The 24,593-nt window shown below is 71.8% G+C and carries 20 protein-coding genes; 11 read left to right on the top strand and 9 right to left on the bottom strand.

Features of this window, described 5'->3' with window-relative positions; all coding sequences use genetic code 11:
- Positions 1 to 52: 52 nt before the first annotated feature.
- The 4 genes from ACFY2B_RS27065 to ACFY2B_RS27050 all read left to right on the top strand — a co-directional run bounded on the left by ACFY2B_RS27065 (position 53) and on the right by ACFY2B_RS27050 (position 3,238).
- Positions 53 to 991 (top strand): diiron oxygenase, encoded by a 939-nt coding sequence (locus ACFY2B_RS27065; protein WP_390765667.1) that lies wholly within the window; start codon positions 53 to 55, stop codon positions 989 to 991.
- A 62-nt stretch (positions 992 to 1,053) separates the two neighbouring features.
- Positions 1,054 to 1,707 carry a TetR/AcrR family transcriptional regulator gene (locus tag ACFY2B_RS27060; RefSeq protein ID WP_390765666.1) on the top strand — a complete coding sequence of 218 codons (654 nt, stop codon included), beginning with the start codon at positions 1,054 to 1,056 and terminating at the stop codon, positions 1,705 to 1,707.
- A gap of 10 nt (positions 1,708 to 1,717) precedes the next feature.
- Entirely contained in the window at positions 1,718 to 2,047 is a 330-nt protein-coding gene (locus ACFY2B_RS27055) for a hypothetical protein (protein ID WP_390765665.1), read from the top strand.
- Between the two features lie 114 nt (positions 2,048 to 2,161).
- Complete coding sequence (locus tag ACFY2B_RS27050; protein ID WP_390765664.1) at positions 2,162 to 3,238, top strand: NlpC/P60 family protein; 1,077 nt, start codon at positions 2,162 to 2,164, stop codon at positions 3,236 to 3,238.
- A gap of 110 nt (positions 3,239 to 3,348) precedes the next feature.
- Here ACFY2B_RS27050 and ACFY2B_RS27045 read toward each other — a convergent pair whose 3' ends face one another.
- The 5 genes from ACFY2B_RS27045 to ACFY2B_RS27025 are packed head-to-tail and all read right to left on the bottom strand — an operon-like array spanning position 3,349 to position 9,285.
- Positions 3,349 to 4,602, bottom strand: a complete 1,254-nt coding sequence (locus tag ACFY2B_RS27045) for a styrene monooxygenase/indole monooxygenase family protein (RefSeq protein ID WP_390765663.1) — start codon at positions 4,600 to 4,602, stop codon at positions 3,349 to 3,351.
- Positions 4,603 to 4,642: 40 nt separating this feature from the next.
- Entirely contained in the window at positions 4,643 to 5,278 is a 636-nt protein-coding gene (locus ACFY2B_RS27040; protein WP_390765662.1) for an ATP/GTP-binding protein, read from the bottom strand.
- Positions 5,259 to 5,678: a DUF742 domain-containing protein gene (locus ACFY2B_RS27035; RefSeq protein ID WP_390765661.1), complete on the bottom strand. Its 420-nt coding sequence runs from the start codon at positions 5,676 to 5,678 to the stop codon at positions 5,259 to 5,261. Before ACFY2B_RS27035 ends, ACFY2B_RS27040 begins: the two co-directional genes overlap by 20 nt.
- Entirely contained in the window at positions 5,675 to 6,181 is a 507-nt protein-coding gene (locus tag ACFY2B_RS27030; RefSeq protein ID WP_390765660.1) for a roadblock/LC7 domain-containing protein, read from the bottom strand. The genes ACFY2B_RS27035 and ACFY2B_RS27030 overlap by 4 nt, the downstream gene beginning before the upstream one ends.
- A complete protein-coding gene (locus tag ACFY2B_RS27025; RefSeq protein WP_390765659.1) occupies positions 6,178 to 9,285 on the bottom strand; it encodes a nitrate- and nitrite sensing domain-containing protein in 3,108 nt (1,035 codons plus the stop codon). The genes ACFY2B_RS27030 and ACFY2B_RS27025 overlap by 4 nt, the downstream gene beginning before the upstream one ends.
- Positions 9,286 to 9,668: 383 nt before the next feature.
- Between ACFY2B_RS27025 and ACFY2B_RS27020 the strand changes: the two genes are divergently transcribed.
- Complete coding sequence (locus ACFY2B_RS27020) at positions 9,669 to 10,562, top strand: protein phosphatase 2C domain-containing protein (RefSeq protein ID WP_390765658.1); 894 nt, start codon at positions 9,669 to 9,671, stop codon at positions 10,560 to 10,562.
- On the opposite strand, the gene ACFY2B_RS27015 is transcribed toward ACFY2B_RS27020, so the two are convergent.
- A complete protein-coding gene (locus ACFY2B_RS27015; RefSeq protein ID WP_390765657.1) occupies positions 10,549 to 11,040 on the bottom strand; it encodes a MarR family winged helix-turn-helix transcriptional regulator in 492 nt (163 codons plus the stop codon). The genes ACFY2B_RS27020 and ACFY2B_RS27015 overlap by 14 nt on opposite strands.
- 230 nt (positions 11,041 to 11,270) lie before the next feature.
- On the opposite strand from ACFY2B_RS27015, the gene ACFY2B_RS27010 reads away from it, so the two are divergent.
- Positions 11,271 to 12,092, top strand: coding sequence for a lysozyme (locus ACFY2B_RS27010; RefSeq protein ID WP_390765656.1), 822 nt, complete (start codon positions 11,271 to 11,273; stop codon positions 12,090 to 12,092).
- An 86-nt stretch (positions 12,093 to 12,178) separates the two neighbouring features.
- On the opposite strand, the gene lon is transcribed toward ACFY2B_RS27010, so the two are convergent.
- Both lon and ACFY2B_RS27000 read right to left on the bottom strand, forming a co-directional pair.
- Entirely contained in the window at positions 12,179 to 14,623 is a 2,445-nt protein-coding gene (lon, locus tag ACFY2B_RS27005; RefSeq protein WP_390765655.1) for an endopeptidase La, read from the bottom strand.
- A gap of 264 nt (positions 14,624 to 14,887) precedes the next feature.
- The gene (locus ACFY2B_RS27000; RefSeq protein ID WP_390765654.1) at positions 14,888 to 15,454 is read right to left on the bottom strand and encodes a TetR/AcrR family transcriptional regulator; all 567 of its coding nucleotides are present in this window, start codon (positions 15,452 to 15,454) and stop codon (positions 14,888 to 14,890) included.
- A gap of 106 nt (positions 15,455 to 15,560) precedes the next feature.
- Here ACFY2B_RS27000 and ACFY2B_RS26995 point away from each other — a divergent pair, with 106 nt between their 5' ends.
- On the top strand, positions 15,561 to 16,484 hold the full coding sequence (locus ACFY2B_RS26995; protein WP_390765653.1) for an NmrA family NAD(P)-binding protein: 924 nt from the start codon (positions 15,561 to 15,563) through the stop codon (positions 16,482 to 16,484).
- A 54-nt stretch (positions 16,485 to 16,538) separates the two neighbouring features.
- Here the strand turns inward: ACFY2B_RS26995 and ACFY2B_RS26990 are convergent, their stop codons facing one another.
- Positions 16,539 to 17,369 (bottom strand): rhomboid-like protein, encoded by an 831-nt coding sequence (locus ACFY2B_RS26990; RefSeq protein ID WP_390765779.1) that lies wholly within the window; start codon positions 17,367 to 17,369, stop codon positions 16,539 to 16,541.
- A 460-nt stretch (positions 17,370 to 17,829) separates the two neighbouring features.
- On the opposite strand from ACFY2B_RS26990, the gene ACFY2B_RS26985 reads away from it, so the two are divergent.
- From ACFY2B_RS26985 to ACFY2B_RS26970, 4 genes are all read left to right on the top strand, one after another.
- Positions 17,830 to 18,513, top strand: coding sequence for a spermidine synthase (locus ACFY2B_RS26985; RefSeq protein WP_390765652.1), 684 nt, complete (start codon positions 17,830 to 17,832; stop codon positions 18,511 to 18,513).
- Between the two features lie 113 nt (positions 18,514 to 18,626).
- Positions 18,627 to 19,367, top strand: a complete 741-nt coding sequence (locus ACFY2B_RS26980; RefSeq protein ID WP_376530531.1) for a response regulator transcription factor — start codon at positions 18,627 to 18,629, stop codon at positions 19,365 to 19,367.
- On the top strand, positions 19,364 to 20,473 hold the full coding sequence (locus ACFY2B_RS26975) for an ATP-binding protein (protein WP_390765651.1): 1,110 nt from the start codon (positions 19,364 to 19,366) through the stop codon (positions 20,471 to 20,473). Before ACFY2B_RS26980 ends, ACFY2B_RS26975 begins: the two co-directional genes overlap by 4 nt.
- Positions 20,474 to 20,755: 282 nt before the next feature.
- The gene (locus ACFY2B_RS26970; protein ID WP_390765650.1) at positions 20,756 to 24,577 is read left to right on the top strand and encodes a multifunctional oxoglutarate decarboxylase/oxoglutarate dehydrogenase thiamine pyrophosphate-binding subunit/dihydrolipoyllysine-residue succinyltransferase subunit; all 3,822 of its coding nucleotides are present in this window, start codon (positions 20,756 to 20,758) and stop codon (positions 24,575 to 24,577) included.
- Positions 24,578 to 24,593 lie beyond the last annotated feature (16 nt).

Below are 24,593 nucleotides of genomic sequence, written 5' to 3'. Positions count from 1 at the left end.
GCAGTCTCATAAGGGCGAGAGGACGTACCCCGGGTAACGAGGTGACGGAGCCATGACGACCCTGACGGAAGCCGACGCGCTCGACGGACTGCGTGACGCCCTCGGCCTGCTCAAGGACCGGGAGCAGGTGGCCGAGCGCCTGCTCGTCTCTTCAGCCAAGCACTCCTTCGACCCCGACAAGGAGCTGGACTGGGACGCGCCCTTCGAGGAGGGCAAGTGGTTCTGGCCGCCGGAGCTGGTGTCGCTGTACGACACGCCGCTGTGGCGGCGGATGAGCGAGGAGCAGCGGATCCTGCTCTCCCGGCACGAGGCGGCGGCGCTCGCCTCGCTGGGCATCTGGTTCGAGATGATCCTGATGCAGCTGCTGGTCCGGCACATCTACGACAAGGCCGCGACGAGCGCCCATGTGCGCTACGCGCTCACCGAGATCGAGGACGAGTGCCGGCACTCCAAGATGTTCGCCCGGCTGATCTCGCACGGCGGCACGCCCTGGTACCCGGTGGACCGGGCGCACCAGACCCTGGGCCGGGTCTTCAAGACCATCTCCACGACCCCGGGTTCCTTCACGGCGACGCTGCTCGGCGAGGAGGTCCTCGACTGGATGCAGCGGCTGACCTTCCCCGACGAGCGGGTCCAGCCGCTGATCCGGGGCGTCACCCGGATCCACGTCGTCGAGGAGGCCCGGCACGTGCGCTACGCCCGTGAGGAGCTGCGCCGCCAGATGGTGACCGCCCCGAAGTGGTCCCAGGAGTTCACCCGGGTCACCTCGGGCGAGTTCGCGCGGGTGTTCTCGGTGGCCTTCGTCAACCCGGAGGTCTACCCGAACGTGGGGCTGGACAAGCGGGAGGCGATGGCGCAGGTGAAGGCCAGCGGCCACCGCCGTGAGGTGATGCAGACCGGCGCGAGGCGCCTGACGGACTTCCTCGACGACATCGGGGTGCTGCGCGGCGCGGGCCGCAGGCTGTGGCGGTCGTCGGGACTGCTGGCCTGAGCGGTCGCCGGGGACGGGATCACCCGCGACCGCCGCGGCCGGGAACGGTTACGCTGCCGGTCATGACCCCGCAGGCCCCCACCCCCGCCTACCGCCGGCTCAGCGTCGAGGAGCGCCGCAGTCAGCTCATCGACGCCGCGCTGTCGCTGTTCGCGCACCGCAGGCCCGAGGACGTGTCCCTCGACGACGTGGCGGAGGTCGCCGGCGTCTCCCGGCCGCTGGTCTACCGGTACTTCCCCGGAGGCAAGCAGCAGTTGTACGAGGCCGCCGTCGGGTCCGCCGCGGACGAGCTGGAGCAGTGCTTCGACGAGCCCCGCCAGGGCCCGCGCCTGCTCCGCCTCACCCGCGCCCTCGACCGCTACCTCACCTTCGTCGACGGGCACGACACCGGCTTCAGCGCCCTCCTTCAGGGCGGCAGCGTGGTCGAGACCAGGCGCACCAGCGCGATCGTGGACGGCGTACGGCGGGCCGCCGCCGTGCACATCTACAACCACCTCGACATCACCGAGCCCGGCCCCCGGATGCGCATGACCGTCCGGATGTGGATCACCGCCGTGGAGGCGGCCTCCCTGATCTGGCTCGACGAGGACAAACAGCCGCCCCTCGACGAGTTGCGCGACTGGCTGGTCGAACAGTTCGTGGCCCTGCTGACGGTGACCGCGGGCCGGGACCCGCAGACGGCGGCGCTCATCGCGGCGCTCGCCGAGGATGACTGACACTGGTGCCGTGAAGAGTCAGGACACCCCGTTCGAGGGCGGGCCCATGGACGGGCGCGTGCTGCCCGTGCTGCTGGGCCTCACCGGCCATCCCCCGAAGACGTACCGCATCCCGGTGCCGGACGCGCACGGCGGGCCGCCCACCGTCCTGGTCTACCGCCGGGTGCCCCGCGCACAGAGCAAGCGCCTGGGACTCGTACAGGGCTGGAAGTACGCCTACGACGCCGAGGCCGGCCAGGGGGCGGCGCGGGCCGGCGCCCGCCACCGGTGGCCCTGGTCCCGGCCGGCGACCGGCCCTGACGCCCCGCGGTCCGGCACACCGGACGACACCGACGGGTGACATGGTTGCGCCGAACCGCGCACGCTCGGCGCGCGGACCGCGCGCGCACCCCCGATACTCCCGGCGCGGGGGTGAAGATACGACAAAACGCCCGCCCGCATCGGAGGTGATGTCGTGTCAGGAAGGCTGCTGCGTCTGGTGGGTACGGCCGTGGTGGCGGCCCAGGCCGTCTTGGCGCCGCTCCCCGCCGTGGCCGTACCGGACCCGCAGCGGTCCGTGGCCGAGCTGCTGACGGACCTTCAGCGGCTGTACCGGCAGACCGAACAGGCCACCGAGACCTACAACGGCACCGCGGTGCAGTTGGAGCGGCAGCGCGCCGAGGTCAGGCGGCTCGACGGGGAGCTGGCCCGCGCCCGGCTCTCCCTGCACGACAGCCGCAGGGACGCCGCGCGGCTCGCCCGGCAGCAGTACCAGAGCAGCACCGGCCTCTCCCCCTACGTACGGCTGCTGCTCGCCCGCGATCCGCAGCGGGCGCTCGACGAGGGGCATGTGATCGGTCAGCTGGCGCGGGAGCAGGCACGGACCGTGGACCGGCTCGAAGGCAGCGAGAAGAAGCAGAACGCCCTCGTCCGCACGGCGCGCAGGGCCCTCGACACGCAGCTCCGGCTCGCCGAGCGGCAGCAGAAGCAGCGGAACGACGTCCGTACCCGGCTCGCCGGCATCGAGAAACTGCTCGCCTCGCTCAGCGCCGAGCAGCTCGCCGAACTCGCCCGCGTCGAACAGGACGGGATCGCCGACGCCCAGCAGAAGATCGTGACCTCCGGCGCGCTCAGCAGCGCGCGGCCCGCGTCCGAGCAGGGCGACCGGGCCGTGCGCTACGCCATGGGCCAGCTCGGCAAGCCGTACCAGTGGGGGGCGCAGGGCCCCGGGGCGTACGACTGCTCGGGGCTCACCTCACAGGCGTGGGAGCACGCCGGCACGCCGATCCCGCGGACCAGCCAGGAGCAGTGGGCACGCCTCGCCCGCGTCCCACTGAACGAACTGCGCCCCGGCGACCTCGTCGTCTACTTCCCCGAGGCCACGCACGTGGCGATGTACCTAGGAGACGGAAAGGTCGTCCAGGCCCCCCGCCCCGGCGACCGAGTCAAGATCTCCCCGATCGCGGCCAACCCGATCCTGGGCGCGGTCCGCCCGGACCCGACCGAAAACCCCACCCGCCCCCACACCCCGACAGCCCAACCAGCCCCCTAGCCACCCAACGCCCCACAGCCCCATCCCCAGGCCCGCAGCAAACAGCGCACCCCCGCCCCCATAGGGGCGCGGGGAACTGCGCGACAAACCCCCACCCACCCGCACAACACTCAGCCCCCGGCAACAGAGGCCAAGTACGCCTTCGTCTTCTCCGGCTCATAGAAATAGTCCTCGAAGTCCGCCGGATCATCGAACCCGTTCGCGAACCGCCGCGCGACGGGCTCGAACCGCCCGGCCGCCTCCATCAGCTCCAGAACATGCTCCGGCGGCGGAGCAAGCATCGCGTTGGTCCACTTGGTGACATACCGCGTCGTCTCCCAGTACCGCTCGAAGGTCCCCCGCATCCAGACCTCGTCGAACTCCTTCTCACCGTGTTCCAGGATCGAGGCGAGGTAGGAGGCCGCGCACTTGGACGCCGAGTTGGAGCCCTGCCCGGTGAGCGGGTCGTTGGCGACGACCACGTCCCCCACGCCCAGGACCAGACCACCGCCGGGAAGCCGGCCGACGGGGTTGCGGACGGTGGGCGCGTAACGGCCCGCCAGCACGCCGCCCGCGTCGGTCAGTTCCGCCTTCCTGGCCCGCTCGTACTCCCAGGGGGTGTACCTCTCCATGAGGGCCAGGGTCAGGGACAGGTGCTCGCCCGGATCCCTGACACCGGCGAAGACGTCGAGGGGGCCGCCCGGGACGCCTTCCCAGAACAGCATGTCCGCGCGGCCGTGGGCGGTCAGGGACGGGCTGACGATCAGCTCGCCGACGCCCGGGACGAGGTTGCAGCGGGCCGCGTCGAACTCCGGGTGCTCGGGATGCGGGCCCAGGTCGTGGACGTAGGCCGCCGCCAGGGCGCGCTGCGGTTCGCGGTAGGGGGACCGCTCGGGGTCGCGGGCGAACATGGACACCAGTTCGCCCTTGCCCGCCGCCACCAGCACCAGGTCGTAGACGCGGGAGAAGTAGTCGAGGTCGCCGACCGCGGCTCCGTGGATGACCAACTGGCCGCCGCGCTGCGCGAACGTCTCCATCCAGCCGGCCATCTTCAGCCGCTGGTCGACCGACTGCGCGTACCCGTCGAGCCTGCCCACCCAGCCGATCGCCCGCTGCGCGGGGCCCGGGTCGAAGGAGCCGGGGGCGGCGACCGAGACGCCGAGTCCTTCGATCTTCGGGGCCCGCGCCTCCCAGAAGTTCAGCTGGAGGTCGCGTTCGTGCTGGAGTGCCGTGTGGAACATGCACTGCGTCGACATGACCCGGCCGGAGCGGATCTCGTCGGCCGTCCGGTTGGACATCACGGTGACGTCGTAGCCGTGGGACTGGAGTCCGAGCGCGAGCTGAAGCCCGGACTGCCCGGCTCCGACGACGAGTATCTTCCGCATGCGGGTGATGCCTCCTGGAGGGCTACGGTCGGCCTACGGCCTACTCGGGGCTTTCCTCAAGCGCGTGAGCGACTAGGGCGAGCAGAGTCTCGATCACCGATATCCGGCGCCGCGCATCCATGATCATGACAGGTACGTGCGCGGGGACGGTCAACGCCTCCCGTACGTCCTGCGGCTCGAACGGGTCGCTGCCCTCGAAGTGGTTGACCGCGACGATATAAGGCACCCCGCAGCTCTCGAAGTAGTCCAGCGCCGGGAAGCAGTCCTTGAGCCGGCGGGTGTCGGCGAGCACGACCGCGCCGATCGCGCCGCGCACCAGGTCGTCCCACATGAACCAGAACCGCTGCTGGCCCGGCGTGCCGAACAGGTAGAGCACCAGGTCGTCGTCGAGCGTGAGACGGCCGAAGTCCATGGCCACGGTGGTGGTCTGCTTGGCGGGCGTGGCGGAGATGTCGTCCATGCCCTCGCTCGCCTCGGTCATCAGCGCCTCGGTCTGCAAGGGCCTGATCTCCGAGGCGGCGGTGACCAGCGTGGTCTTGCCGACACCGAAGCCGCCCGATATGACGATCTTGGTGGCGGCGGGCGGCCGGGTGCGATCCATCTGCCAGGGCTTCAGCTCCTCGTCGGACTCGACGGGGGAAACGACGCCGACGGCGTCAGAGACGACGGAGTCCACTCAAGACCCTTTCCAGCAGAAACCTGTCCGGTCGGCCGGTGCCGTGACCGGTGCCGGTTCCGTACACACGGATCTTTCCCTGGTCCGCGAGGTCGCTCAGGAGCACGCGGACCACGCCGAGCGGCATGTGCAGCAGCGCGGCGATCTCGGCCACCGTACGCATGCGGCGGCACAGTTCGACGATGGCCCGCATCTCCGGCATCACCCGGCTCGGGCGGTCGCCCTGCGTCAGTTCCCTGCGCTCCTCGGCGGGCTCCAGGGCCTCGGTGCTGGCCACGAACGTCTCCACGAGCAGGACGTGGCCGAAGCGGGTACGGCCGCCGGTGAGCGAGTAGGGACGGACCCGGGCGGGCCTGCGGTCGCCGCCGCGGACCGGGAGCTCCTTCGGAGCACCGCTCACCTGCTGCTCCCCGTCGCATCGGACTCCAGGGATTTTCGCAGCTCGCTGCGGAGTTCCGGGGTCAGCACGTGGCCGGCCCGGCCCACGAAGAGCGCCATGTGGTACGCCACCACGCTCATGTCGCAGGCCGCGGAGCCGTGCACGCCGAGCAGCGAGCCGTCGCTGATCGACATCACGAACAGGCTCCCCTCGTCCATCGCGACCATCGTGTGCTTGACCGCGCCGGAGTCCATCAGCTTGGCGGCGCCCAGGGTGAGGCTGCCGATGCCGGAGACGAGCGTGGCGAGGTCGGCGGCGGAACCGCGCGGACCGCTGCGGCGGGGGGACTCGCCGGCCTCCCGTGCCTCGGCGGCATGGCCGGGGTCGGAGGAGACGAGCAGCAGGCCGTCGGAGGAGACCACCGCGACCGACAGGATGTCCGGCACCTCCTCGATGAGGTTCGTCAGCAGCCAGTGCAGGTTACGGGCCTCACGGCTCAGTCCGAAGGTGCTGGGCGCGGTCAACTGCTTGCCTCCTCGACGGTGCCCCCCGTGGTTTCTCCGGCGGTTCGCTCCGCGGGCCGGTCCGCGGGTGTGCTGGTCCCGGGGGTCTCCCCGGCCATCTCCGCCTCGACCTCGCGGCGGCCGGCCTCCGCTCCGCGGTGGAAGCCGCCGAGTCTGCGGCGCAGCGCGTCGGCGTCCACGGAGCCGGCCGTCCGCCGGGGTGCCTGGGCGGGTGCGGTGACCTTCGGGGTGCGCTTGGGCAGGCCCTTCGCGGTGAGCAGGTCGGGCGTGCGCTCGTGGGCCGCCTCGTCGCCGGTACCGCCTACGGCGGACGCACGGACTCCGGCGTCCGCCCCGGGGGTGGGGGGACGCCCGTGGGCACCGTCGGCGGACCGGGGAGCCCCGGACTCCTCCGTGGGCCGGGGAGCCTCGGGCGCGTCCACGGAGCGGACCGTTTCCGGTGCTTCCGTGGTCCGGGCGGGGCCGGGCGCGGGCGCGGGGTAGCCGTGCGCCTCGTCGCTCGGATCCGGTGCGGGTGCCGGCACTGGCGCCGGTGTGCCCGGCCGGGCCGTCGCGGCGTCGACGGCGGCGGGGTTCGGTACCAGCAGCTCCATCGTCGTCTCGGCGAACGTCTCCGACGAGACCGCGGGTTCCGGCACGGCGGCGTGCTCCACCGGAGCTGTCCCGGCCTCCGTCGCCGCCGAGTGCTCCACCGGACCGGCGGCCGGGTGCTCCGGGGCCGCCGAGTGCTCCGCGGTCCCGGCCACCGGGCTCTCCGGGTCCGCGGCCACCGGGTGCTCCGGCGTCGCGGGCCCATCGCCGGGCTCGGGCCGCGCCTGCGCGGGGTCGGCGGGGGCGTCCGTGGCGGCCGCCCGGCTCACGGCGCGTTCCGCCAGCGCCACCAACGGATCGTCGTCCGGCGCCCGGCCGTGCAGCACATTGGAGTTGACCTCGGCGTCCGCCCCGGGCAGCGAGACCGTCGGGGCGCCGCCGGCCGTGGCCGCCGCGGACGGGACGGACGTCGCCGCGGCGCTCTCCAGCAGGTCCTGGGAAAGCACCACGACCGCCGTCACACCGCCCTGCTTCTGCTCGCGCAGCTGCACCCGGACGCCGTGCCGCTGGGCGAGGCGGGCCACGACGTACAGGCCGAGCCCGAGGCCGTCCTCGCCGTCCTGGCCGTACGACGTGTTCGGGTCGAAGTCGGCGAGGCGGGCGTTGAGCCGCTCCAGGCGGTCACCGGTCATGCCGATGCCCTCGTCCTGCACCGAGAGCATCACCTCGCCGTTCTCCAGCAGCCAGCCGGAGATCTCCACGGGCTGCTCCGGCGGGGAGAACGAGGTCGCGTTCTCCATGAGTTCGGCGAGCAGGTGGGAGATGTCGTCCGCGGCGAAGCCCACCACATGGGCGTGCGGAGGCAGCGCGGCGATGCGTACCCGCTCGTAGCGCTCGATCTCGCTGACCGCGGCCCGCACCACGTCGACCAGCGGCACCGGTCCCGGGTGGTTCAGGACGCGCTCGGAACCGGCGAGGACCAGCAGGTTCTCGCTGTGCCGGCGCATCACCGTGGTGAAGTGGTCGAGCTTGAAGATGGTGGCCAGCCGGTCGGGGTCCTGCTCGCGCTCCTCCAGGCCCTCGATGACGGCCAGCTGCCGCTCGACCAGGCCGAGCGTGCGCAGCGCCAGGTTCACGAACGTGCCGCCGATGCCGGCCCGCAGCTGCTCCAGCTGCGCCTGGGAGACCTGGAGCGCGTCCCGCAGTTCCTGGCGCGCATCGGCCATCTTCTGGCGCTGCCCGACCAGGTGCTTGCGGTCGGTCTCCAGGGTGGCGACGCGCTCGTGCAGGGCGACGGCGCGCGCGTGCAGGGTGTTGACGGAGCGGACGGCCCGCGCGAACTCGTCGTTGCGGCCGGTGAAGGCGATCGGTCCCTCGGCCGTCAGGTCCTCCGCCTCGGCCAGCCGTGCCGAGCCGCGGCGCAGCACCGACAGCGGGCGGGTGAGGGTACGGGCCAGCGCGGTGGCGACGCCGATGGCGACGAGCAGCAGGGCACCCAGGGCGGCGGTGCGGATCTCCAGCTCGGTGACGTCGTCGTCGCGCAGCCGGGACAGGTCCTTGGTGCGGTGGTGGTAGAGCGAGGACTCCGCGCCGCGCATCAGGTCGACGCGCGCGGACAGCGCGGCGTCCAGCTTCTTGGTGCTGGTGGCCAGTTCGCCGTCGGAGAGCGTGGGCTGGTCGGTGAGGCCGGCGAGGTCCTTGTCGGCCGCGTCGGCCTCGGGTCCGGTGACCGTGGAGTCGTACGTCGCGACGGCGGTTCCCGGCGCCCCCTCGCGGAAGTCGGCGAGGGCCGCGTCGGCGCGCAGCCGGGCCTGCTGGGCGGCGGCGGTGAGGGCGTCGCGCTGCTTCTTGTCGGCGTCGGAGGTGACCGCGGCCGTCGTGGGCAGGCCGGTCAGGGGGTCGATCACCGTCTGGGTGGTGCTCGGCACCTTCAGCGCGGCGAGGAGCAGCCCGCGGGTGGCGGCGGACTGCTGGACCGCGGTGTCCAGCTCGGCGAGCGCGTACGCTCCGGAGCCCGCCCGCGGCGGCATCTGCTCGGCCAGTTCCTCGGCGAGCCTGTGCAGGTCGGTGATGACGGCGGTGTAGCCCTCGTGGGCGTCCAGCGCGGTGCCCTTGCCGGTGAGCGCGGCCTTGCGGACGGAGGCGATGGTGTCCAGTTCCGAGCGGAGTCCGGCGGGCGTGTCGGTGTCGGCGCGCAACTCCTCGACCTGCTGGTCGACGCGGGCGCCGCGGTCCTCGGACGGGGTCTTGGACTTGGGCCGGCCCGCCGCGACGAAGGAGGTGACCTCGTCACGCTCGTCGGCGAGCGCGTGTGCGAGGGTCAGCGCGCTCTCGGTGCGTCCGGCGAGGTTCACCAGTTCCTGGGCGTCGCTCAGTTGCCCGGAGGCGGCGATCAGGGACGGGGCGCCCGCCCCGGCGACGGCCGCGGCCACCACGGCCACGGCGAGGATCAGCCGGTTGCGTACGTGGGTCGGGCGGCCGGTGCCTACGGGGGTCCGCTCGGCGGCGCCCCCTTCGGAGGCCGGCTGTCCGCCTGTGCGCCGAGGCCGCTTCATCTGCACCGGTGCTCGCATTCTTGAACTCGTGTACCCATGGGCCCGGGTGGCACCCCGCCGTCCCGCTGATCGTCCCGATGCCGAGGTGATGTGTACACCCGGTGTGGTCCGTCCGACCCTCCCAGTGCCGGTGGCCGACGGTCGTGCATCACCTGACCCGCCACCCGAAGGAGTGAACCCTGGAGGGGAGTTGACGGGCAAATTCCACCGGCATGGGCGGGCGGGGGTCGCGGCAGGCCGGTTGGACGCGGACGGCTCGCTTTGGCAGTATGCCCGGCCACGTTTTCGCGGAGCGCTCCATTCCCCCGCAAAACAGGCGCCTGACCTGCGCGGCTGCGCGAATTCGGGGACCGTTGCCACCCTTCCGCAGACCTTGTGAAGGGCTCGTGCAGACTGGCCGGATGCGTACTGACGTCGTTTCCGAGCCCGGCGACCCCGGCCGACCCAACGAGGACTTCGCGGGTGTCGGCGCACCGGCCTCAGGACAGGGCGGCTGGGTGGTCGTCCTGGACGGGGTGACCCCGCCGAAGGACGGGACGGGCTGTCTGCATTCCGTCCCCTGGTTCACCGCGCGACTCGGCGGTGCACTGATCGAACTGACCGTTTCCTGCCGAGATCTGACGCTGGCAGAGATTCTCTCCCGGGCGATCGCCAGAACCGCCGACGCACACGCCGACACCTGTGACCTTTCTCACCCGCGCACCCCGCAGGCGACCGTCGTCCTGGCCCGCTGGTCGGCGGAGTCACTGGAGTACCTGGTCCTGTCCGACTCCACCCTCCTGCTGGAGTCCCCGGACGGCACGGTCACCCCGGTCCAGGACGACCGCATCGCCCGGCTGCCCCGTTCGTCCCTGGCGACCGACGCCGTGGCGGATGCCACGGTCCGCAACAAGGAGGGCGGTTTCTTCACGGCCGCCGCCGACCCGTCGGTCGCCGCCCGCGCGGTGACGGGGAGCGTGCCCCGCGGCGAGGTCCGCGCCCTGGCCGCGCTGACGGACGGGGCGACACGCTGGGTGGAGAAGTTCCACGAGGGCGGCTGGACGGACTGCTTCACTCTGCTGCGGAAAGAGGGCGCACAGGCGTTGATCGACCGGGTGCGGGCCCTGGAGACGGCCGACCGCGAGGAGCGCAGACATCTGCGACGCAGCAAGACACACGACGACGCGACGGCGGTCCATGCCGAACTCCGGCAGCCCCGCACGTCCGCGGCACCGGACCGTGCCCCGCACGGCCCGGCGACGTCCCCTGCCTCCCCCGCTTCCCCTGCTCCCCCCGCTTCCCCTACTTCTCGATGACCCCGTTCAGCTTGTGGAGCAGCCGGGCCAGTTCGGCGACCTCGTGCGGGTCCCAGTGGGCGAGCTGGTGGACGTACCGGGCCCGGCGTGCCTCGCGCACCCTGCCGACCCGGCGGCGGCCCTCGCCGGTCAGGTTCACCAGCCAGGCGCGACCGTCCCCGGGGTCGGGTTCGCGGGCGACCAGACCCAGCTCCTCCAGGGCCCGCAGCTGGCGGGACATGGTCGCCTTGCCGACGCCGATGTAGGCGGCGAGATCGGTGGCCCGCTGCCGGCCCTGCTCGTCCAGCCGGATCAGCAGGCCGTACGCGGCCGACTCCAGGTCGGGGTGGACCTCGCGGGCCATCTCGCCCTGGCTGGCCCGGGCGCGGCGCATCAGGACCGTCATCTCCCGTTCCAGGGACAGGAACTCCTGGTCTGTACCATCCGGCGACACCTGGGCGGCGGCGCGCCGTCCATCGTCGTTCGCGTCCTCGTGCACGTCAGCACCCCTGATCAATTTCGCGGTCCTGAAAGTTTCTGCCAAGCGTCGCCATCGCCCCAGCTCCGTAAGTATTTCGCAGGCGTAGACCAACGGCAGCCTCCGGGGCCCCTTCCCACGACCCGGTCTACGTGCGTAGCTTCTCTGCCAGGCCGTTACTGGCATGCTCACGCCATTCGGCCGAGTCGGTCGTCCGCGGTCCCCCCACCACACTCTTCGGAGGCACGCCCATGCCCGTGCACAGACCCGGCACCATCCGCCGCAGGCTCACGGCCCTGTCCGTGACGCTGCTGGCCGCCCTGTCCCTCACCCTGCCCCTCACCAGCGCCCAGGCCGCCACCACCCCCGCGCGCGGCTCGGCCTACATGGGCATGGGCGTCCTGGCCCACGACGGCCGCAACGGCACGCCCAGCACCGGTGACGCCACCCAGACCGAGGGCGTCGACGTCGCCAGCTACCAGGGCAACGTCGCCTGGTCGACGCTGTGGAACAGCGGCGTCAAGTGGGCGTACACGAAGGCGACGGAAGGGACGTACTACACGAACCCTTACTTCACCCAGCAGTACAACGGCTCGTACAACGTCGGCATGATCCGCGGCGCGTACCACTTCGCGACCCCGGACACCACCAGCGGCGCCACCCAGGCCAACTACTTCGTCGACCACGGCGGTGGCTGGTCCAAGGACGGCAAGACCCTCCCGGGCGCCCTGGACATCGAGTGGAACCCGTACGGCGCCTCCTGCTACGGCAAGTCGCAGAGCGCGATGGTGAGCTGGATCGCCGACTTCCTGAACACCTACAAGGCCCGTACGGGCCGCGACGCGGTCATCTACACGGCCACGAGCTGGTGGACCGAGTGCACCGGCAACTACGGCGGCTTCGCGTCCGCCAACCCGCTGTGGATCGCCCGCTACGCCTCCACCGTGGGCACGCTCCCGGCCGGCTGGGGCTTCTACACCATGTGGCAGTACACGTCGTCCGGACCGACGGTCGGGGACCACGACAAGTTCAACGGGGCGCTGGACCGGGTGCAGGCACTCGCGAACGGCTGACCTCCCAGGGCAGGTGAAGGCCCGGTTCCCGTGCGAGAGCACGGGAACCGGGCCTTCCTTCATCCGGCGGCCCCCTCCCTCAGTGCTCAACGCCTGGGAGGTGCCCCCATCGCGGCCACCGGAACCTCCGGCTCCGCACCGTTCACGGCCGGCGACAGGGCCAGCTCCAGGACCTGGCGGACGTCCGTGACGGCGTGGACGTCGAGCTTGTCCAGCACCTCCGGCGGCACGTCGTCCAGGTCGGCCTCGTTGCGCTTCGGGATGATCACGGTGGTCACCCCGGCCCGGTGCGCGGCCAGCAGCTTCTGCTTCACACCGCCGATCGGCAGCACCCGGCCGGTGAGGGAGACCTCGCCGGTCATCGCCACGTCGGTGCGCACCAGCCGCCCGGACAGCAGCGAGGCCAGGGCCGTGGTCATCGTGACGCCGGCGCTCGGACCGTCCTTCGGCACCGCGCCCGCCGGGAAGTGGATGTGCACGCCCCGGTCCTTCAGGTCGCCGACCGGGAGTTCCAGTTCGGCGCCGTGCGAGCGCAGGAAGGACAGGGCGATCTGCGCGCTCTCCTTCATCACGTCGCCCAGCTGCCCGGTCAGGGTCAGGCCCGCCGCGCCCGTCTCCGGGTCGGCGAGGGACGCCTCGACGAACAGGACGTCACCGCCCGCTCCGGTGACCGCGAGGCCGGTGGCCACGCCCGGCACGGACGTGCGGCGCTGAGCCGGGTCCTGGGCGGACTCAGGCACATGGTGCGGCCGGCCGAGCAGGTCGCGCAGATCGGCGTCCCGGACGGTGAACGGCAGCTTCCGCTCGCCCAGTTCGTGCTGCGCGGCGACCTTGCGCAGCAGCCGGGCGACGGCCCGCTCCAGGTTGCGCACGCCCGCCTCACGGGTGTACTCGCCGGCCAGCTTGCGCAGGGCGCTCTCGTCGAGCGTGACCTCGTCGTCCGCGAGGCCCGCCCGCTCCAGCTGGCGCGGGAGCAGGTGGTCGCGGGCGATGACGACCTTCTCGTCCTCGGTGTAGCCGTCCAGCCGGACCAGCTCCATGCGGTCGAGCAGGGCCTCCGGGATGGCTTCGAGCACATTGGCGGTCGCCAGGAAGACGACGTCGCTCAGGTCCAGCTCGACCTCCAGGTAGTGGTCCCGGAACGTGTGGTTCTGCGCCGGGTCCAGGACTTCCAGCAGGGCCGCCGCCGGGTCGCCGCGGAAGTCCGAGCCGACCTTGTCGATCTCGTCCAGCAGGACCACCGGGTTCATCGACCCGGCCTCCTTGACGGCACGCACGATCCGGCCGGGCAGCGCGCCGACGTAGGTGCGCCGGTGGCCGCGGATCTCGGCCTCGTCCCGGACACCGCCGAGGGCGACCCGGACGAACTTGCGGCCCATGGCGTGCGCCACGGACTCGCCCAGCGAGGTCTTGCCGACCCCGGGCGGGCCGACCAGCGCCAGCACGGCACCGCCGCGCCGGCCGCCGATCACACCGAGCCCCCGGTCACCACGGCGCTTGCGCACCGCCAGGTACTCGGTGATCCGCTCCTTCACGTCCTGAAGGCCCGCGTGCTCGGCGTCCAGGATCGCCTTGGCGCCCTGGATGTCGTACGCGTCCTCGGTCCGCTCGTTCCACGGCAGTTCGAGGACGGTGTCGAGCCAGGTACGGATCCAGGAGCCCTCCGGGGACTGGTCGCTGGACCGCTCCAGCTTGTCGACCTCCTTCAGGGCGGCCTCGCGGACCTTCTCGGGCAGGTCGGCGGCCTCGACCCGGGCGCGGTAGTCGTCGGACTCCTCGCTGTCCTTCTCGCCGTTCAGCTCGCGCAGCTCCTTGCGGACGGCCTCCAGCTGACGGCGGAGCAGGAACTCGCGCTGCTGCTTGTCGACGCCCTCCTGGACGTCCTTGGCGATGGTCTCGGCCACGTCCTGCTCGGCGAGGTGGTCGCGCAGGTGCTGGGTGGCCAGCCGGAGCCGGGCCGCCGGGTCGGCGGTCTCCAGCAGTTCGATCTTCTGTTCGATGGACAGGAACGGCGAGTAGCCGGAGTTGTCGGCCAGCGCCGAGACGTCGTCGATGGCCTGCACCCGGTCGACGACCTGCCAGGCGCCGCGCTTGCGCAGCCAGGCGGTGGCGAGGGCCTTGTACTCCTTGACCAGTTCGGCGACGTGGCCGGGCAGCGGCTCGGGCACCTGCTCGTCGATCCCGGTCCCCTCGACCCACAGCGCGGCCCCCGGTCCGGTGGTCCCCGCGCCGATCTTCACCCGGCTCCGGCCGCGGATCAGCGCGCCGGGGTCGCCGTCGGCCAGCCGTCCCACCTGCTCGACGGTGCCGAGCACACCGGTGCTCGCGTACGCACCGTCGATGCGTGGGACCAGCAGGACCCGGGGCTTCCCGGGTTCCGCCCGCGCGGCGGCCTGGGCGGCCTCCACCGCGGCGCGTACGTCGGTGTCATTGAGGTCCAGCGGAACCACCATCCCGGGCAGCACGACCTCGTCGTCGAGCGGCAGCACGGGCAGGGCGAGCGGTGTGAACGCCGCGGACTCAGCAGCCATGATCTCCCCTTCGGCAGTCAAGTTGAGCTATGCCGACTCAATGCACACGGCCCCCCGTATGTTCCCCACCCCCCGTTCGCCCAGAGCGATCACCCCGCCAGCGCCCCCTGGGGCGCGGGGAACCCCACATCCAGGGGTCACACGGAACCGCGCATCCAGAGGCGCGGGGAACTGCGCAACAAACCACAACGCACCCGCACCCGACCCACCACAGAAACCCTCATAGCGGCGCGGGGAACTGCGCAAACCGCCCCGGAACCCACGTCACACCGCCGGACTGATCCCCACCACCGCAAGCCGGAACATCCGCTCCGCCGCCCCCCGGGGATCCGGCCGGCCCTCCGTCGCCAGAACCACCCCGACGACGAGCGTGATCAGTTCCGCGACGGTGACGTCCGCCGCCACCGCCCCGTCCCGCACGGCACGCCGCAGCAACGGCTCCCCCGCCTCCTCCAGCTTCGTCGCGCAGGAGTTCTCGTACACCGAGTCGGGCCCGGCCCCCTCGTAGGCCAGCGCCGCCGCCAGCCCCCGCGCGGAGGCGGAGTAAACGACGACGTCGCCCAGCCAGGACAGCAGCGCGCTCCGGCTGTCACTCTCGCCGGTCAGCTCCCGCGCACGGGCGCACAGTGCCTCGATCCGCTGCCGGGACACCGCCTCCAGCAGGGCACGACGCGTGGGGAAGTGCCGGCGCACGGTCGCCGAGCCGACCCCCGCGATGCGGGCGATCTGTTCCAGTGAGGCGCCGGCCCCGTGGGCGCCGACCTCCTCCTCGGCCACGGCGAGGATGCGCGCGTAGTTGCGGCGCGCGTCCGCACGCCGGATGTCGGGCATGGCGTCATCTCCAGGTTTGCTAAGTGGCGGACCCCGCCATATCGTACCGTGAAGAAAACGGCGGCCCCCGCCGTTTTCTCGTCGGGCAGAGCACTGGAGGAGACCCATGTCCGCAGACCCCGCACCCGTCCTGGTCACTGGTGCCACCGGCAGACAGGGCGGAGCGACCGCCCGCGCCCTGCTCGCAGCGGGTGTTCCCGTCCGCGCCCTGGTGCGTGACGCGAGCGCCGACCGGGCCAAGGCCGTCGAAGCGCTCGGCGCCGAACTGGTCACCGGCGATCTCCACGACCGCGCCTCGGTGATCCGGGCCGCCGAGGGGGCCCGCGCCGTCTTCTCCGTGCAGATGCCCGCCCTGACCGCGGAAGGCTTCGACTTCGACGGGGAGGTGACCCAGGGCGTCAACCTCATCGAGGGCGCGCGGGCGGCCGGAGTGCCGCAGTTCGTGCACACGTCCGTCAGCGGCGCCGGGCAGCACACCCGGACGCCCGGCTGGACCGCGGGCCGCTGGGCGACGCTGGAAGCCAGCCTGGGCGCCAAGAGCGCCGTCCAGGACCGGCTCCGCGAGGCCGGATTCCCGCACTGGACCCTCCTCAAGCCGGGCTTTTTCATGGAGAACTTCCTCCCCTCCATGGCCTTCCTGTTCCCGCGCGGCGTCGAGGGCGGCCTGGTGAGCGTCCTGAACCCCGGTACCCGGCTGTCGCTCGCCGCGGTGGACGACATCGGCGCGGCGGCCGCCGCGGCCGTCGCGGCGCCCGAGCGGTTCGACGGGGTCGAGCTGGAGCTGGCGAGCGACTACCTGTCGATGACGGAGATCGCCGAGGTGCTCTCCCGCGCGCTGGGCGTCCCGCTGTCCGCGCCGGACATGACCGAGGAGGAGGCCCTGGCCGCCGGGATGCCGCCGATGGGCGCCGGGCACGCGTGGATGAACATGGCCGGCCAGCCCGCCCGCCCCGAGTACGCGCGGGCCCTCGGCATCCCGCTCACCGGTTTCGCGCAATGGACGCGGCGGCACCTGCGGCCCACGGCCTGACCCGGCCCCGGCGGGACCGCGGCGGCCGGGCCGGCCGCAGAGCCGAGAACCGGGTCAGCGGGGGTCCCGTGCTCCGCCGTCGCCCGCAGGGGCCACCTCGACGGCCGCACCTGCGACAGCCACGGCGGCAGCCGCGGCGGCGGCGTTGCGCGAACGGTGCCAGTACCGCACCAGGGGCCAGGTCGCGACGCCGATGACCAGCGAGATGAGGTGACCCCAGCCGGTCATCGGATCCGTGAACGCGATCAGGTTCCCGGCGATCGTCGCGCCGATCAGGCCGAGCAGGATCCAGCGCAGCCACGGAGCGACCAGCCCGGCCAGGGCGCCGGTGGCGGCGGCCACGCCGAAGCTGATGCCGTAGTCGAGGCGGTGCAGCGAGGTGGCGGGCAGATGTCCCGCCAGCACCGCGAGCCCCACGGGCACCTCGGTCGCCAGGGTGGCCAGGATGTGCCCGAGCAGGAAGACTCCGGCCGCGCGCAGGGCGCCGACCCGCCGCTCCAGCGCGGTGAGAACCAGCAGGAAGCCGAGCACGTACGGCGTGAACACCCCGCCCGCGATCCACAGCGCGCTCGCCACCAGCACGCTCATCGGCGTGCGCACCAGGTGGGCCACGTCCGTGCTGGAGCCCTGCTGGAGGGCGTGCACGAGGGACGGATCGGCGACGGAGGCGACCAGCGAGGTCACGGCGAGCACGGCCGCGTAGACGAAGGTGAAGGGCGTGGCGGCCGGGGTGGGCAGCAGCAGCCAGGGCCGGCGGACGGACGGCAGCCGATCGGACGGCAGCCGGGCGGGCGCGGCTTCGGCGGGCAGTGCCGCCGGCCGTGCCCGCCGTTGCTGCGGCATCCCGCCCAGCAGCCCGGCCGTACCGGTTCCGGGCGGACCCACGGCCTCCGCAACCCGCGGCGGACCCGAGGCGTCCGGGGTCAGCGGCGGACCGGAAGCGTCCGGAGCCCGGCGCGGACCCGAGGTGTCCGCAGTCCAGGACGGACCCGAGACCTCCGGCAGGGGCGTGGGCGGGGCGGCCGTCGTCGCGGCCGCCGCGGTCTCGTCCACCGTGCGGCGCTCCTTCCGTTCCGCCCCACCCTTCGCGCCCCGGTGACCTCTGTCTATGACCGACGCCACCTGAGGCCCGGATTCACAGCATGTGCAGAGCCGCGGGCTGCGCCGTACGGGGACCACGACCGCGGGCCGACCACGCGATCGGGTGACAGGCGCCGCCGTCGGGGGTGACGGCGCACGAGCGGATCCGCACGTGCGGACGCCGCCGGGCCCGGTCCGCGGGCGCGGTCACCGGCGCCGGGGCGGACCCGCGGACGCGGTCCGGGGCGTCGGGCAGGATGGGGGCATGACCGCCGCCTACGCCTACGACACTCCCGAAGTCCTGGACCGCCGCGAGGGCCCGTACGGCGAGGTGGTGCTGCGCCGGCACGGTCCGCTGTTGCAGATCATCGCCAACGGCTGTTTCCTGATGGACACGTCCGACGGCCGCTCGGAACGGCTGCTCGTGGACGCCGCGCTGGACGCGCTGGACGAGCGGGCGGCGCCCGAGGTGCTGATCGGCGGGCTGGGGGTCGGGTTCTCGCTCGCACACGCCGCCGCGAACCCCCGTTGGGGCCGGATCACGGTCGTGGAACGGGAACCCGCGGTCGTCGCCTGGCACCGCGCGGGACCGCTCGCGGAGATGTCCGCCGCGGCCCTGGCCGATCCGCGCACCCACATCGTGGAAACCGACCTGGTGGCGTACGTGCGTGAAACCTCCGCCGCCTTCGACGCGCTGTGCCTGGACATTGACAACGGGCCCGGCTGGACGGTCACCGAGGACAACGGCGGGCTGTACACACCGGCCGGACTGGCCGACTGCGCACGCGTGTTGCGGCCCGGCGGGGTGCTCGCCGTCTGGTCGGCCGAACCGTCTCCGAAATTTGAAGGATCCTTGCAGAATGCCGGGTTCCAACGGGTGCGTACCGAAGAGATCCCCGTTGCCCGGGGCGTTCCGGACGCCGTGCATCTCGCCGTACGACCTGGATAGCGACGGCGCGCTCTGTCCCCGTAGTGTGCTTCCCTGACGCGGATCATTCAAGCGTCAATAGCAGTCATGGGATCACCCCACGGATTCCGGAAAGCACACTTCAGGGGCGGGCGATGGAGCAGACACATACCTCCCACAACGGCACGGCGACGGCCGGGCCGGGCGCGCAGCGCAGGGTCCTGGTCGTCGAGGACGACCAGACGATCGTCGACGCCATCGCGGCCCGCCTGCGCGCCGAGGGTTTCCTCGTGCAGACCGCGGGCGACGGTCCGGCCGCCGTCGACACGGCCGAGGCTTGGCAGCCGGACCTGCTGATCCTCGACATCATGCTGCCCGGCTTCGACGGCCTGGAGGTCTGCCGCCGCGTGCAGGCCCAGCGCCCGGTGCCGGTACTGATGCTCACCGCGCGGGACGACGAGACCGACATGCTGGTCGGGCTCGGGGTCGGGGCGGACGACTACATGACCAAGCCGTTCTCCATGCGCGAGTTGGCCGCGCGGGTGCACGTGCTGCTGCGCCGGGTGGAGCGGGCCGCGCTGGCCGCGGCGACTCCGCGGTCGGGCATCCTGCGCCTCGGCGAACTGGAGATCGACCACGCGCAGCGCCGGGTGCGGGTGCGCAGCGAGGACGTGCACCTCACCCCGACCGAGTTCGACCTGCTGGTCTGTCTGGCGAACACCCCGCGCGCGGTGCTCTCCCGCGAGCAGTTGCTCGCGGAGGTCTGGGACTGGGCCGACGCCTCCGGCACGCGGACCGTCGACAGTCACATCAAGGCGCTGCGCCGGAAGATCGGCGCCGAGCGGATCCGCACCGTGCACGGTGTGGGCTACGCGCTGGAGACGCCGACGCCATGAGCGAGGGGCGGTCGGCCGCACGGAGGAGCCCCGTAGAGCCCTGGGGCGGCGTACGCCCGTTCTCGATCAAGACCAAGCTGGGTGCGCTGGTCGTCATCTCGGTGCTGATCACGACAGGTCTGTCGATGATCGCGGTGCAGACGAAGACGGAGCTGCGCTTCATCACGGTCTTCTCGATGATCGCCACGCTGCTGATCACCCAGTTCGTGGCGCTGTCCCTCACCGCGCCGCTGGACGAGATGAACGCGGTGGCCCGGTCCATCTCGCACGGCGACTACACGCGCCGGGTGCGCGAGAACCGCCGTGACGAGCTGGGCGACCTGGCCCAGACGATCAACATCATGGCGGACGAGCTGGAGGCCCAGGACCGGCAGCGCAAGGAGTTGGTGGCAAACGTCTCACACGAGCTGCGCACGCCCATCGCGGGCCTGCGGGCGGTGCTGGAGAACGTCGTGGACGGCATCGCCGAGCCGGACACCGAGACCATGCGTACGGCGCTCAAGCAGACGGAGCGGCTCGGCCGCCTCGTGGAGACGCTGCTCGACCTGTCCCGGCTGGACAACGGGGTCGTGCCGCTGCGCAAGCAGCGGTTCGAGGTGTGGCCGTACCTGTCGGGCGTGCTGAAGGAGGCCAACATGGTCGCCTCCGCGCGCGCGGGCATCGCCTCCGGCTCGGGCAGCCACACCCGCACCGACGTCCATCTGCACCTGGACGTCTCGCCGCCGGAGCTGACGGTGCTCGCCGACCCGGAGCGCATCCACCAGGTCGTCGCCAACCTCATCGACAACGCGGTCAAGCACAGCCCGCCGCACGGCCGGGTCACCCTGCGGGCGCGGCGCGGGACGCATCCCGACTCGCTGGAGCTCGAAGTCCTCGACGAGGGCCCCGGCATTCCGCGCTCGGAGTGGCACAGGGTCTTCGAGCGGTTCAACCGCGGCGCCGTCAACCGCCCGCACGGTCCGGGCAGCGACGGCGGCACGGGGCTCGGCCTGGCGATCGCCCGCTGGGCGGTCGATCTCCACGGCGGCCGGATCGGCGTGGCCGAATCCGAGCGGGGCTGCCGGATCCTTGTCACTCTTCCGGGAGAGCCTTCTCTCCCAAGTTGACGTAAAGTTCGAAGCGGAACCACAAGATCCACGCGCCTTTCCACGGACAGGCGCGTGCGGTCCGCCCACGCCTGCGCGGATGCGCGCCCACGGGCCCGGGGCCGGACACTCCATTCGTAGCCGAACCACGCTTGTTTCCCGCCATTTGAAGGCTCGAAACCCGGTTTCTGATGTGACTTACACGACGATGAACCGGTCCGACCTGACCTTCAGGGTCGCGGAGGCGTAGCCTTTATTCCCGCTGTCCATCACCTTGTGAAGCGGAAGAGGGCGGTTGCCGCCGTGTCGCCACAGTCAGCCAGTAATTCGAGCTCTCCCAGCCTTCGGCCGGGCGGTTCCACCACGACCGACGAGCCGGCCGGGAAGAATCCCGCAGCCGCGTTCGGGGCCAATGAGTGGCTAGTCGACGAGATCTATCAGCAGTACCTCCAGGACCCGAATTCGGTAGACCGCGCCTGGTGGGACTTCTTCGCCGACTACAAGCCGGGAGCGGCTGCCGCCCCGGCCCAGGCGGGTGCTGCGGCCGCGGGGGCCGCAGAGACCACCACCACGGCTGCCCCGGCCCAGCCCGCCGCACCGGTCGCGCCCGCGCCCGCTCCGGCCGCCCCGCAGCCCGCGGCCACCGCTCCGGCGCCGGCCCCGGCCGCCCCGCAGCCCGCCGCGGCCGCCCCGGCCCCCGCCAAGCCCGCCGCGCCGGCCGCCAAGCCCGCCGCCGCCCCGGCCACCGCGGCTGCCGAAGGCCCCGAGTACCAGACGCTGCGCGGCCCCTCCGCGGCGGTCGCCAAGAACATGAACGCCTCGCTGGAGCTGCCGACCGCCACCTCGGTCCGCGCGGTCCCGGTGAAGCTGCTGTTCGACAACCGCATCGTCATCAACAACCACCTGAAGCGGGCCCGCGGCGGGAAGATCTCCTTCACGCACCTCATCGGCTACGCGATGGTCCAGGCCATCAAGGCCATGCCGTCGATGAACTGGTCGTTCGGCGAGAAGGACGGCAAGCCGACCCTCGTCAAGCCGCCGCACGTCAACCTCGGCCTCGCCATCGACCTGGTCAAGCCCAACGGCGACCGCCAGCTGGTCGTCGCGGCGATCAAGAAGGCCGAGACGCTGAACTTCTTCGAGTTCTGGCAGGCCTACGAGGACATCGTCCGGCGCGCCCGCGACAACAAGCTGACGATGGACGACTTCACCGGGGTCACGGTCTCCCTGACCAACCCCGGCGGCCTCGGCACCGTCCACTCGGTCCCGCGTCTGATGCCCGGCCAGTCGGTGATCATGGGCGTCGGCTCGATGGACTACCCGGCGGAGTTCCAGGGCACCTCCCAGGACACCCTGAACAAGCTCGGCGTCTCGAAGGTCATGACGCTCACGTCGACCTACGACCACCGGGTGATCCAGGGCGCCGCCTCCGGCGAGTTCCTGCGCCAGGTGGCCAACCTGCTGCTGGGCGAGGAGCGCTTCTACGACGACATCTTCCAGGCGCTGCGCATCCCCTACGAGCCGATCCGCTGGCTCAGGGACATCGACGCCTCCCACGACGACGACGTCACCAAGGCCGCCCGGGTCTTCGAGCTGATCCACTCCTACCGGGTCCGCGGCCACGTGATGGCCGACACCGACCCGCTGGAGTACCGCCAGCGCAAGCACCCGGACCTGGACATCACCGAGCACGGCCTCACCCTGTGGGACCTGGAGCGCGAGTTCGCCGTCGGCGGTTTCGCCGGCAAGACCCTGATGAAGCTGCGCGACATCCTCGGCGTGCTGCGCGACTCGTACTGCCGCACCACCGGCATCGAGTTCATGCACATCCAGGACCCGAAGCAGCGCAAGTGGATCCAGGACCGGGTGGAGCGCCCGCACTCCAAGCCGGAGCGCGAGGAGCAGCTGCGCATCCTGCGCCGGCTGAACGCGGCGGAGGCCTTCGAAACCTTCCTGCAGACGAAGTACGTCGGCCAGAAGCGCTTCTCCCTGGAGGGCGGCGAGTCCGTCATCCCGCTGCTCGACGCGGTGCTGGACTCGGCCGCCGAGTCGCGGCTCGACGAGGTCGTCATCGGCATGGCCCACCGCGGCCGGCTCAACGTCCTCGCCAACATCGTCGGCAAGTCGTACGCGCAGATCTTCCGCGAGTTCGAGGGCAACCTCGACCCGAAGTCGATGCACGGCTCCGGCGACGTGAAGTACCACCTGGGCGCCGAGGGCACCTTCACCGGCCTGGACGGCGAGCAGATCACGGTCTCGCTGGCCGCGAACCCCTCCCACCTGGAGACGGTCGACCCGGTCATCGAGGGCATCGCCCGCGCCAAGCAGGACATCATCAACAAGGGCGGTACGGACTTCACCGTCCTGCCGGTGGCGATCCACGGCGACGCGGCCTTCGCCGGCCAGGGCGTGGTGGCCGAGACCCTGAACATGTCGCAGCTGCGCGGCTACCGCACCGGCGGCACGGTCCACATCGTCATCAACAACCAGGTCGGCTTCACCGCGGCCCCCGAGTCCTCGCGCTCGTCGATGTACGCGACGGACGTGGCCCGCATGATCGAGGCCCCGATCTTCCACGTGAACGGCGACGACCCGGAGGCGGTCGTGCGCGTCGCGCGGCTGGCCTTCGAGTTCCGCCAGGCGTTCAACAAGGACGTGGTGATCGACCTCATCTGCTACCGCCGCCGCGGTCACAACGAGTCGGACAACCCGGCCTTCACCCAGCCGCTGATGTACGACCTGATCGACAAGAAGCGCTCGGTGCGCAAGCTCTACACCGAGTCCCTGATCGGTCGCGGCGACATCACCCTGGAAGAGGCCGAGCAGGCCCTTCAGGACTACCAGGGCCAGCTGGAGAAGGTCTTCACCGAGGTCCGCGAGGCCACCTCGCAGCCGTCGGCGCCCGAGTCCGCGGACTCGCAGGCGGGCTTCCCGGTCGCGGTCGGCACGGCGATCTCCGCCGAGGTCGTCAAGCGCATCGCCGAGTCCCAGGTCAACATCCCCGAGCACTTCACCGTGCACCCGCGACTGCTGCCGCAGTTGCAGCGCCGGGCGTCGATGGTCGAGGACGGCACGATCGACTGGGGCATGGGCGAGACCCTCGCGATCGGCTCACTGCTGCTCGAAGGCGTCCCGGTCCGGCTGTCCGGGCAGGACTCCCGCCGCGGCACGTTCGGCCAGCGCCACGCGGTGCTGATCGACCGGGAGACGGGCGAGGACTACACGCCGCTGCTGTACCTGTCCGCGGACCAGGCCCGCTACAACGTCTACGACTCGCTGCTGTCCGAGTACGCGGTGATGGGATTCGAGTACGGCTACTCGCTGGCCCGTCCGAACGCACTCGTGATGTGGGAGGCGCAGTTCGGCGACTTCGCCAACGGCGCCCAGTCGGTCATCGACGAGTACATCTCGGCCGCCGAGCAGAAGTGGGGTCAGACGAGTGGCGTAGTGCTGCTCCTCCCGCACGGCTACGAGGGCCAGGGCCCGGACCACTCCTCGGCCCGCCCGGAGCGCTTCCTCCAGCTGTGCGCCCAGAACAACATGACGGTCGCGATGCCGACGCTCCCGTCGAACTACTTCCACCTCCTGCGCTGGCAGGTGCACAACCCGGACCACAAGCCGCTGGTCGTGTTCACCCCGAAGTCGATGCTGCGGCTGAAGGCGGCGGCGGCGAAGGCGGAGGAGTTCACGAGCGGCGAGTTCCGGCCGGTCATCGGCGACGACTCGGTCGACCCGGCCGCCGTGAAGAAGGTCGTCTTCTGCGCGGGCAAGGTCTTCTACGACCTGGACGCCGAGCGCCGCAAGCGCGGGGTGACCGACACGGCGATCATCCGCATCGAGCGCCTGTACCCGCTGCCGGGTGCCGAGCTCCAGGCGGAGGTCAACAAGTACCCGAACGCCGAGAAGTACCTGTGGACCCAGGAGGAGCCGGCGAACCAGGGTGCCTGGCCGTTCATCGCCCTCAACCTGATCGACCACCTGGACCTGGCGGTCGGCGCCGACGTCCCGCACGGCGAGCGGCTGCGCCGGATCTCCCGCCCGCACAGCTCGTCCCCGGCGGTCGGTTCGGCCAAGCGCCACCAGGCCGAGCAGGAGCAGCTGGTGCGTGAGGTGTTCGAGGCGTAGGTCTCGCGGCACGGCA

It is taken from the genome of Streptomyces sp. NPDC001270, assembly GCF_042896695.1.
In the GTDB taxonomy this organism is placed as follows: Bacteria; Actinomycetota; Actinomycetes; order Streptomycetales; family Streptomycetaceae; genus Streptomyces.
Note: the sequence above shows the minus strand (reverse complement) of the source record. Positions and strands in the feature narration are given on the sequence as shown.

Bases quoted from the DNA above. Each gene is read 5' to 3' on its own strand.
- ACFY2B_RS27065 (WP_390765667.1), top strand. From the start codon at position 53: ATGACGACCCTGACGGAAGCCGACGCGCTCGACGGACTGCGTGACGCC.
- ACFY2B_RS27060 (WP_390765666.1), top strand. From the start codon at position 1,054: ATGACCCCGCAGGCCCCCACCCCCGCCTACCGCCGGCTCAGCGTCGAG.
- ACFY2B_RS27045 (WP_390765663.1), bottom strand. From the start codon at position 4,602: ATGCGGAAGATACTCGTCGTCGGAGCCGGGCAGTCCGGGCTTCAGCTC.
- ACFY2B_RS27025 (WP_390765659.1), bottom strand. From the start codon at position 9,285: ATGCGAGCACCGGTGCAGATGAAGCGGCCTCGGCGCACAGGCGGACAG.
- ACFY2B_RS27020 (WP_390765658.1), top strand. From the start codon at position 9,669: ATGCGTACTGACGTCGTTTCCGAGCCCGGCGACCCCGGCCGACCCAAC.
- ACFY2B_RS27010 (WP_390765656.1), top strand. From the start codon at position 11,271: ATGCCCGTGCACAGACCCGGCACCATCCGCCGCAGGCTCACGGCCCTG.
- lon (WP_390765655.1), bottom strand. From the start codon at position 14,623: ATGGCTGCTGAGTCCGCGGCGTTCACACCGCTCGCCCTGCCCGTGCTG.
- ACFY2B_RS27000 (WP_390765654.1), bottom strand. From the start codon at position 15,454: ATGCCCGACATCCGGCGTGCGGACGCGCGCCGCAACTACGCGCGCATC.
- ACFY2B_RS26995 (WP_390765653.1), top strand. From the start codon at position 15,561: ATGTCCGCAGACCCCGCACCCGTCCTGGTCACTGGTGCCACCGGCAGA.
- ACFY2B_RS26985 (WP_390765652.1), top strand. From the start codon at position 17,830: ATGACCGCCGCCTACGCCTACGACACTCCCGAAGTCCTGGACCGCCGC.
- ACFY2B_RS26980 (WP_376530531.1), top strand. From the start codon at position 18,627: ATGGAGCAGACACATACCTCCCACAACGGCACGGCGACGGCCGGGCCG.
- ACFY2B_RS26975 (WP_390765651.1), top strand. From the start codon at position 19,364: ATGAGCGAGGGGCGGTCGGCCGCACGGAGGAGCCCCGTAGAGCCCTGG.